6 protein-coding genes are annotated in these 10,368 nt (G+C 56.1%); 2 read left to right on the top strand and 4 right to left on the bottom strand.

Going from position 1 to position 10,368, the window contains the following annotated elements:
- Positions 1-133: 133 nt before the first annotated feature.
- Positions 134-589, bottom strand: coding sequence for an AraC family transcriptional regulator (locus ACFOTD_RS34335; protein ID WP_378124506.1), 456 nt, complete (start codon positions 587-589; stop codon positions 134-136).
- Positions 590-715: 126 nt separating this feature from the next.
- The gene (locus ACFOTD_RS34330; protein ID WP_378124505.1) at positions 716-4,933 is read right to left on the bottom strand and encodes a glycoside hydrolase family 9 protein; all 4,218 of its coding nucleotides are present in this window, start codon (positions 4,931-4,933) and stop codon (positions 716-718) included.
- 232 nt (positions 4,934-5,165) lie between these two features.
- Here ACFOTD_RS34330 and ACFOTD_RS34325 point away from each other — a divergent pair, with 232 nt between their 5' ends.
- Both ACFOTD_RS34325 and ACFOTD_RS34320 read left to right on the top strand, forming a co-directional pair.
- The gene (locus tag ACFOTD_RS34325; protein ID WP_378124503.1) at positions 5,166-6,812 is read left to right on the top strand and encodes a response regulator transcription factor; all 1,647 of its coding nucleotides are present in this window, start codon (positions 5,166-5,168) and stop codon (positions 6,810-6,812) included.
- 95 nt (positions 6,813-6,907) lie between these two features.
- On the top strand, positions 6,908-8,545 hold the full coding sequence (locus tag ACFOTD_RS34320) for a sensor histidine kinase (RefSeq protein WP_378124502.1): 1,638 nt from the start codon (positions 6,908-6,910) through the stop codon (positions 8,543-8,545).
- 401 nt (positions 8,546-8,946) lie between these two features.
- Here the strand turns inward: ACFOTD_RS34320 and ACFOTD_RS34315 are convergent, their stop codons facing one another.
- Positions 8,947-9,225: a hypothetical protein gene (locus tag ACFOTD_RS34315; RefSeq protein ID WP_378124501.1), complete on the bottom strand. Its 279-nt coding sequence runs from the start codon at positions 9,223-9,225 to the stop codon at positions 8,947-8,949.
- 334 nt (positions 9,226-9,559) lie between these two features.
- On the bottom strand, positions 9,560-10,045 hold the full coding sequence (locus tag ACFOTD_RS34310) for a hypothetical protein (RefSeq protein ID WP_378124500.1): 486 nt from the start codon (positions 10,043-10,045) through the stop codon (positions 9,560-9,562).
- Positions 10,046-10,368 lie beyond the last annotated feature (323 nt).

Here is a 10,368-nt window from a genome sequence, read left to right as displayed (position 1 = left end):
CAAGACATTGGAAGACGCTTCAGACTATTACAGATCGGTGTAATCGCGCGAAATAAAGACCTACGCTGTAAAAATCTAATCATTGTAGGGCATGACTCCAGTTTTAGGGGGCCTAGCCGCATTTGCATGTATTTCAACAAGCGTCGTTGATTCGCAGAAAATACATGTACAATTGCAGGTTTTTTATCCACCGCAAAACATCCGAACAAGTAAAGAGCCATTCTTCTCTTGGGCAGAAGAATGGCTTTTTGTTGTTCCCGGAAGGCGGCCTCAAGATTCGATGCAAGCAAGTCATGAACCTCTCAACGGGAGGTCTGCGCTTTCCTTTTGGCGCGACGTCGAAACGCCCCATGTGCAGCGTACCGAAAATCTGCTCGTGCGCGCAGACGCCGACCGGACGAATGCCGAGCGCTCGTAAATGTCCGTAAAAATCGACGGCGACCACGCGCATCCGGGACTGGGATTGATAGGCCGATGGCGCGATTCCCATCTGCAGCTTAAAGCGGCGGCTGAAATAATAGGGGTCGTCGAACCCGACCGATCTCTTGATCGACTTGTTCTCCCTCACGACTTGATTCTTCTCTTTCATTTTTCGGAGCCGCCTTTGATTCGCTAATTATGACTCTATTATTCCGCCGGAGACGGGTCCCCGCAGCGCTTAGTCGGGTATGCCGCAACAAATAAAGGAGCCGGCCAGCTGCCGGCTCCCTTCTCGTTATCGCGTGACGGTCACATTGTCAAAGTATGCTTTGGTATTGGCGTATACCCTGGCTCCGATTCGGCCCGAGGCGAGCGCGCCGTCCGTGACGGCAAACTGGAGGACGCCGTCCTGATAGACCGAAATATTCGAACCGTTTGCCACGATCTTGTATGTGTAAAACGTATCCGCGGAGACGCTCGGATTTGCGTACCCCAGCGTCGTTTTCACGCCGCCGACCGACTTGACGAGCTCCAGCTTGCGTCCGGTGCGATCGTTGTTTTTCACATACAGCACGTAGTAGTTGTCGCTGTCCGCGTAGCGGAACAGAAGTCCCGCATCCTTGTTGCCGTTTGTATTATTCGTGACGCTGACGTCGGCCTGCAAAGTATAGTCGGTCCATCCGGCATCGCCTGCTATGGAGAAGCTGTTGCCGCTGCCCGCCTGGCCGGCGTACCGGCCGGATTGCACCGACCAGGTGCCGCTCGTGGGTGTCCAGCCGTCCGCATTGCCGTCTTCGAAGTCGTCGGCCAGCAGCGTTCCGCTCACGGCGGGACCCGACTGCACCGAGCTGCTCACCGCATCTCTCGTCGTATCCGTCGTATGGAAATAATACGAATGAACGCCGAGCGGCAGCTTGGTCGTATACGCGTACGCTTTGCCGTCCGTATACGTCGCATCGCCGGCGTCGACCGCCGTCATCGCGTGCACGACGCCGTCCAGAACCAGCTCCATCGCGAACGGCTTCTCGTTGTCCGCGTCGGTGTAAGTAACGCTAAACGTATAGTCCGTATCCGTATCGCCTGAAGCATGATTCACGCCGCCGGCGCTCAGCGTCGGCGCGGTGCCGCTTGCGACGTTGGTCGCCTTGATCTCGTCGACGAGCAGCTCGCCGTAGCCGACGGCCGTCTGGTTCAGCCAGATCGCCATCGTCGTTTTCTTCTTGTTCACGGCGGGGGACAGGGCGTCAAGATTAATCTGCAGGTCGGTCCACGATGTCGGAACCGCCGCCCAGCCGTTCGTCAGGTTATACGTGCGCGTGCCGTCGTTCAGTTCGATCTTCATGCGCAGATTCGCGTAGCCCGGATTTTTGACCGCAAAATTCAAATAGCGATAACCCGACAGGTCAAGATAGTCGTGCCACGGCTGGAACTTGGCGTAAGAGTTGGTCGCGGTCGGCGTCTGCGTGAACAGGCCGACCGTACGGCCGTCCGCGGTCGTCTTGGCGAAGGTCGCCGTGCCGCCGTTCTGCGTATACCAGTTCACCCATTCGTTGTTGCCGCCGGTCGAGCCCCATAGCCCCCCGCCGCCGAAGTCGTCGTACAAGAGCGGATGCGACGGATCGGGCAGCGGCGCCGCGACCGTGTAGTGCGTCGAGCTGTAAGTGTAATTGCCGGCGGCGTCCTTGGCTCTGACGTCGACCCGCTTGTTCGCATACGGCGTCGACGCGCTCTCGTCGATCGAAGCGGCATAGACGGCGCCGGATACGGACATCGGGACGTACGGACCGCTTTGGCCCGCCGCCGAGTAGGACACCTCGCTCAACCCGGTTGCGGGAGCCGCGAACACGGTGACGTTGCCGCGCACGAAATCCCCGATGACGGGCGATAGCGTCGGCAGACGCGGCGGCGCCACGGCGCCCGCTGAGCTGGCCGTCGGATCAGAGCCGAGGCCCATGATTGTGTACAGCAGTCCCGCCTGGATGCTGATGCTGAACTCGTTGTAGCGCCATTGGTTCGTATCGTCCGCATAGAGAGAACGGTCCTCGTACCACGGACTGACGCTGGCCTTATCCTTCGTATCCTTCATATTCGGGCCGCTCACCATGGCGCCTGGGAAAACGATGCCCGGATTGTTCGCGTTGCCGTTGGCCCCTTCGTCGTATCTCGTGTGCGGATACGTGACGAAATCGGCGCCGATACCCGATACCCAGCTGATGTTCCAAGGATTTTCGCCGAAAATCCAGTACATCCCCTTCTCTACGGCGCGCAGCGCCGCCGGATCGCCGAACAGCTCGTAGTAGCGCATCATGTCCCCAAGGTAGGAGGCATGGGGCTCGTTGACGCCGAAGTTTTTGAATTGGTTCAGCACGCCGTACGGCGTGTCGTCCGCCGAAGACAGGAAGAAATCGACCTGCTGCTTCAGCAGCTGCTGGATATGCGTCTTCGCAGCGGCATCGGCGACGGGGTAGAACTCCGCCAGCGACATCGGCCGCATATCCCAGTAATTGGTGGACGACAGGTCTGCGAACGTCAGCGTGCCGATGTTGGCCGTCGCGGCAGCCTTGTAGTCGGCTTCGCCGGTCAGCAGGTACAGCTCCACGTCCGCGAGCAGCTTCGAATTCGGGATGCCGCCGCGCGTGGAGTAGGAGCCCACGACGCCGTCCGGATGGGCGACGACATAGTCGTAGAATACGATCGCCGCTGCCAGGCAATCGTCGGCGAAATCTTCGAGCGCCGCAATCTTCGCGGTATCGACGTCGCCCTGCGCGATCGCCGCCTGGATCGCGCGCGCCGTCGCCGCCAGCGCGCCGGCCGCCTTGGCCGATCCGCCGACGCCGAGTCCGCTGATCCGGCGGTCGTCTGCGTTGCCGCTGACGTTGTCCGTCGACTTTTCCGGATGCACGAAGGAAGCGTTGTTCTTGATGTCGTACAGCTCGCCGCCAAACTGATTGGCCCACTTGATCAAGTATTCGCTGCCGAAGACCGCTTCGTCGACGAGATCGGGGATGCCGTTGGCGTCGTTGTCGTACTTGACGGCGGCGGCGTCCGCATGGCGGACGTAAGCGAGCGCGATCTCGGCGGCGACCCATTGATTGCCGGCATATTTGCCATAATCGCCTGCGTCGTACCAGCTGCCAGTCAGATCGTAATGCGTCGTGCCGTCGGTCGAAGCGGCGTCGTCCAGATGGCCGGCCTCGTGATACAGCTTGGCGGAAGGCGCGACGGTGCTATAGCCGGCAGGATACGCGTCCTCCGTCGATACGCCCGCCCGCAGAAGCCGATAGAAGGCCGTCATCTCGTCCTTGTAGTCGGTCCAGACGTTGGCTTTGACGGGGAACGGATAGGACGCGATGCCGTTCGTGACGATCGTGTAATCGCCTGCCGTTGTAACCGCAGAAAAGTCGACCGCATATACATGCCGATTCCAGTAAAAGCCCTGATAGGTCATCGTGCCCGAGGCCGCCACGGTGCCGCCGGCGGCCTTCACTTGATACGACAGATCGGTCAGCGGGCTCGTCGACACGACCTGGGCGTCCTTGAACCCGCCGGCGTTGTAGCCGGCCTGGCTGACGACGACGTCTAGCGCTTCGCTCGATTGCGTGACGACCGGCGCCGACTGCACCGGCGTGCGCACCTCGTCCGAGGTGAGGTCCCCGGCGCGGAAGAAGTGCGTATGCGTCCCTGCGGGAAGCTTCGTGATGTAATAATAGTCTTTACCGTCCGAATAAGTCGTATCGCCGCTGTCCGTCTCGAGCATGTCGTAGGCGGTGTCGTCGACGACGAGCTGCATGGCGAACGGCTTTTCATTGTCGGCGTCCGTGTAGGTCGCGCGGAAGGTGAACGCCGTATTCTGGGTGTACGCGGACGAATTGGCGCTCATGCTTCCGGTCAACGTCGGCGCTGTGCCGCTGGCATTCGTCGAGGCGAAAATCTCGTCGATGAGCGTCTCGCCGTAGGCGCCGCCCGACTGGCGAAGCCAGATCTCCAGCTTGGCCGTCTTTTTCTTGAGCGCTGGCGCGAGCGTATCGAGGTCGTATTGGCGCGTCGTCCAGCTCGTCGGGACGGACACCCAGCCGCCCGTCAGATTGTAGTTGGCCGTTCCGTCGTTTACCGCGACGCGGATGAGCGAGTCCGCGTAGCCCGGATTTTTCATCGTGACGTTCAAGTAGCGGTAACCCGTCAGGTCGACGGACTCGTTCATCGGCTGAAACTTCGCCCAGGAGGAGCCGCTGCCCGGCGTCTGCGCGAACTTGCCGACCTGCCGCGAATCGACGGTGACTTTAGAAAAAGTGCCGGTGCCGCCGCTCTGGTTGTACCAGTTCGTCCAGTTCTGCTTGTAAAGGCCGCCCCCGCCAAAATCGTCGTACAGCAGCGGATTGCCCGGACCCGGCAGCGGTGCGATCGCTGCGGAGACGGCGCCCAGCGGCGCAAGCAAACCAAGCAGTAGCGCCAGACCCAGCAAGCCGGTTAACGATTTTCTGGCGGTTCCTTTCTTTCTTTTAAAGCTTGTCATTAAACGAGGCCTCCATTCATTATATGGAATCGCTTACACAGCTATCGTAATCATCCCTCCCCTGCCGCACGAGGATGTAATCTCGCCCCGTTGTGATTTATTCGCGCATCATTTTACGTCACACCCTTCTAAAAAAAGATCATCGACAGGAGCCTCGTCCTCGCTTAGGCTAGACCTGACGGGAGTATCGTCCGACGGACAAAACGGCGCGGACACCGAGGAGGCAGCGGACATGCATAAAATTCTGGTCGTCGACGACGAGCCGAGAGTGAGTACGGGCATCAAAAACTTTCTGCTCGGCTCGGAGCTGAACATCGCGCACGTGGAGACGGCGCTGAACGGCTTCGAGGCGATCGATTATTTACGGATGGAGACGTTCGATCTGGTCCTGACGGACATTCAGATGAGCCGCATGAGCGGCATCGAGCTGATGGAGACGATCTACATGGAGCAGCCCCATCTGCCGGTCATCGTCATCTCGGCCCACGAGAAGTTCGACTTCGCGAAAAAATCGATGCGGCTCGGCGCGCGGGATTATCTCGTCAAGCCGGTCGAGCGCGACGACTTGTTGCGGGTCGTAGGCAGCGTCTTGCGCGAAAACGAGGCCATCGGCCGCCAGTCGCTGGCGATGACCGAGGCGCAGCGCGGCGCAGCCGGGAAAACGAGCCAGCCAGGTATGGGCGAGCTGCTCGCGGCGCTCGTGACGGAGGGCGATCTGCCGGCCAAGGACGGCGAAGCGCTCGCGGCGCTGCTCGGCGATCAGGCTGCGGACGGACTGTTCGGGGTCGTCTCGATCCGGCTGGATCTCACCCGCGGCGGCTTCAGCGACAGAGAGATCGCGCTGCAAGGCCGCAAGCTGCTCAAGTACGCTTCTATTAATATATTGAACGAGTGCCTGGGAGAATGGCGCGGCCTCTCGCTCAGCGGCTACGGCAACGAGATCGTCGCTATCCTTCGGTTCGGCGATTCCAAGGCGCGCGAGCGCGGAGCGGGCATCGACTCGCAGCTCCATTTGATCGGACAGATGATCCATATGAATCTGAAAAACTATCTGAACGTCGAGACGACAGTAGGCATCAGCTCGCTTCACGAGGACGTCTTCATGCTGCCGAAGCTCATGGACGAGGCGAACGCCGCCGCGGAATGGCGGCATAGGAATCCCGGACAGCGTGTGTTCTACTACGAGGACCGCAAGGCGCGGGAAAACCTCGGCTTTGTCGATTGGATCGCGCAAGTGGACGCCTTTGCCCAGTCGATGAAGACAGACGGCGGAGATGACGGGCCGAACGGGAATGGAGAAAAACTGCTGCAGACGCTCCGCGGGCTGCAGGTCGAAGCCGAGATATTCAACAGTTACTTCGGGATGCTGGCATACCGGCTGTACGGTTTGCTGCTGGAGCAAGGCCGGGCGAACGGGATGTCGCTGCAGCGTTTCGACCCGGACTCGTACTTCCGCGGTTCGGATGCGGAAGGCAAGCTGACGGCGCTGGCCGTATTCATCCCCGAGGTTAAAGCGATGCTCGTTCAGTTGACGCAGGAACGCGACCGCTCCATTCTCGCGCGCATCACCGGCTTTATTCGCGAACGTTTCCGCGATCCGGCGCTCAAAATCCAAGATATCGCAAGCGAGGTCCACTTTAGCACGGCTTATCTTAGCTACCTGTTCAAGCGGGAGACGGGCAAAAATCTGTGGGACTTCGTCACGGAGCTGCGGATCGAAGAGGCGAAGCGAATGCTCGAGACGACCGACAAAAAACGTTACGAGATCGCCTATGCCGTGGGATATGAATCGCCGGAGCATTTCGGGCGGATGTTCAAGCGCTACGCGGGCTTAAGTCCTGCGGAATACCGCAAGGAAAGGCAGGGGAATGACGGCTGAAGCTCAAATACAAGGTCGCAATCGCCTTCGCGCTGTTCATCGTCTGTCCCTTCCTCGTCGTCGGCTGGATCTCCGCGTACAAGGCGGCGGATTCCATGCAGGGGGAGGTCGGCAAAACGACGCTCCAGCTCGTTAAGCAAAACCATATCACGCTGGAGAAGACGCTGTCCGCCGTGAGCGATAAAACCGTCACCCTGCTGGACACCCATTTTTTCAGCGACGACGGACAATACCGGTTCTGGACCAACATCGAGACGCTGGGACAAATGCGCGAAGCGGACGCCGTCCTGGAGCGATGGTCGTCCGACGGCACGGAGTACTCCCTTTATATGACGAACAAGGAGGGAAAAAGCGCGCCGTTCGACCTGTCCAACAAAACCCGCGGCTTCAAGTATATAACCTGGGATACGGCCGCGTTGCCCGACTGGGCCGCCCGGGCGCTGAAGGAGAAAGGAGGGGCGACGCTGCTCCCGCTGTCGACGGACGGCGGCGCGCCGACCGTCAGCCTCGTCCGCGCCGTCCTCAATCCCAAAGCGTACGACGATACGCTCGGCTTCCTGGTGGTATCGCAGCTTGAGGCGCTGTTGAAGCGCGACCTCATCACTGTGGGGTTAGCGGACGATGCAGGCATCTATTTGTTCAACGATTCGGGCGAGCAGCTCATCCAGGTCGGAGACGAACAGCTCGATATGAGGGCCATGCCGGATCGGCTGCGGGGCGAGACGGAAGGCTACTTCTATGCCACGCGCGGCGGAGACAAGCTGCTCTACGCCTTTTCCAGACGCGCCGCATTCGGCACCAGGCTCGTCTACCAGATTCCGCTGGGCGCCGTCGCCGACGGGCGGACCGCCTTCCAATGGATCATCATGGCCGCTTCGGCGATTTACCTGTTATGCGTATTCGGTTTCGTCCTGTATTTGCTGCGCATCGTCGTGCGACCTCTCGTCCGGTTGACGAAGATCACGCGAATCTACGAGCCGGGCAAACGGCTGGACGTCGACGACGGCCTGATGCGCGGCGACGAGTTCGGCATCCTCTACGGCGCCTTCCTGAAGATGACGGACAGATTGGACCGTTCCATAGAGGAAAACTACGTCATCAAAATCCAGCAGCGGGAAAACGAGCTCGCCGCGCTTCATTCGCAGATTACGCCGCATTTGCTCTACAACACGCTGGACTCGATCTACTGGTACGCGCTCGACAGCGGCAATTCGGGCGTCGGCGACATGGTCAAAGACCTGTCCAAGCTGCTGCGGATCGGCCTCAGCAAGGGGAAGACGGAAATCGCGATCGGCGAGGAACTCGAGCACGCGCAGGCTTACTGCCGGCTGCAGATGAAGCGGTACCCCGACACGTTCGAGGCGCGCTGGGAGATCGACGAGGGCCTCTTGTCGTACATGACGCCGAAGGTCATCCTTCAGCCGCTCGCAGAAAACGCGATTTTCCACAGCGTGAGCAGCATGGACGGCGAGGGTTTGATCGTCATTCGCGCCCTGAGGATCGGAGACGACATCCGACTGGAGGTGGAGGACAACGGCTTCCTCCCGGTGGACATGGAGCGGCTGGCGCGTATATTGAGCGGCGAGGAGCAGGACAAAGGCTACGGCATCCGCAACGTGCACGAGCGCGTACGGCTGCATTTCGGCGAAGCGTACGGTCTGCATTACGAGCGTCCCGCGGGAAGCGGACTGCGGGCGGTCGTCACGATTCCGGCGCGGGCCGGGGGCGGTTAACACTATAACTTTTTTAATAAAGCGAGTCGCTCAACCGATGTACGAAAAAAATAATGATTCAGGCAGACGTAGTTACTTTACGCTTCTATTTTTAAACTTTAATCTACAAGTCCTCGTCAAATCGGTATTAGACTTACGAAAAAGCGGAAACAGCGACAACGCTGGACGTGAATTAAAGTCCTGGGCTGTCGCTGTTTCATTCAAATAGCGTTCTCCGATAGCTGAACTGAACCCTGATTAACTTCTACCTAAACCTCTATCAGCCTCAAATTGAAGTTGCATGGTTTTAGGTCCCATATATTCTTGTGTAATCAAAAATACTTTCTAACAGCTTGATGTTTCTATTCGGCTGGATGCCCGGAAGCATATAAATAATTGTGAACTTCTTTTTTAAGATGCCATTAATCAGAACTCTCTAAAATCATAATTTTCTCTATAACATCATGATTTTCCGAATAGAAACTAATTTCTTTATTACTCATTTCATATTTAACTTCATTTTCTTCATAATTAACTTCACCGTAACTTTGTTTGACATGCTCAACTTTGTCTCCAACCTTCAATCCTCTACTCGTTTGATAATTTAATAAGTTAATTTGAGATACCGTCGAGTCTCCAGAATCGATTTCTTGTTTAGTGTAAACCTCAATAACAGGATTTCCCTTTGGATATCCACGCATATAATACTCGTATTATTATTAATTAGTAGTATCTGATTTTGAGATCGTGTTTCAAGATGTGAAAATTCCCTTTGGACTTCAAACTAAGGAGTTAGTCGATAATCTAACCCTTCTAATTCATGCTACATTATCATATGCCGCATGAACGGTAAAGGGACAGGCACATACGCAGCGGTATTGATCCAAGCCATGCGTATTTCTCGCCAAATCCGAACTGTTACCAATTCGATCGTGTCTTTTTTTCGACGACAACTACACGGACGATCGCGAGCTCGGTGAGATCGTTAGCACTTTTTCATTTCCAACTTTTAACTCTTTTTCATCTTTCCCTATGCTAATCGACACGCTCCATTTTTGAAAGACAGAAGTCCTCCCAGTTATCTCTTGTGTTCTGTGAATGTGGATTAGCAGGAATGATTATTTTTTCTGTCGGCAAATAGAAATAATTGTTCTGGGCATGTTTTTGCAAGCCGGAGATTTTTTTAAAGTCCTTTTGCAATGTTCGATAAAAAGCTTGTATCTGTTTGTTAGGATCCTTTGATATCATACGCATTTGTATAAGTTCTCGACTTTTATTGGTTTCTCTGCCGCCTTTAACTTCGATTGAAGAGGAACTTGGCGCATCATAAAAATATCCGAATTCTTTGATTTCCGTTAAGTCTTTAAGGTCGTAACCGGAAAAGAAAAAGGAATGATAGGCGGTATTATCAAAATAACTGGCGAACAAATCTATATTTTTACTTTCAAAAGATGAATATCGACGTTCACCCTGCGCGCTAACATATAATTCGGCATATAATTTAACTCCATGACTTAACATAGCGTTTTGACCCTCTGTAAGAAAATCAATAACGGGCATGGAAATATTAAAGTAAATAGCGATACAGATCCCCTCCCCGTCTTAAATGGCGGCAACTAACGTAAAGGTAAGCGCGCTTTCGGCATACCGGCGCTTATTCGGATGTTTGGCGGGCCAAAAACTGCAATTGTACATGTATTTTCTATCGGCTCGCGCCACTATATAGACCGCAATTAATATCATAACCGAACAAGCAGACGATCAATGGTCTGCAACGGATGCTTGTTGATCCGCTGCATAAATTGGCTTACATGAAGCCTAATCTTATAAAATTTTTCAAAAAA

Source organism: Cohnella sp. GCM10012308, assembly GCF_042649185.1.
Lineage (GTDB): Bacteria > Bacillota > Bacilli > Paenibacillales > Paenibacillaceae > Cohnella.
Note: the sequence above shows the minus strand (reverse complement) of the source record. Positions and strands in the feature narration are given on the sequence as shown.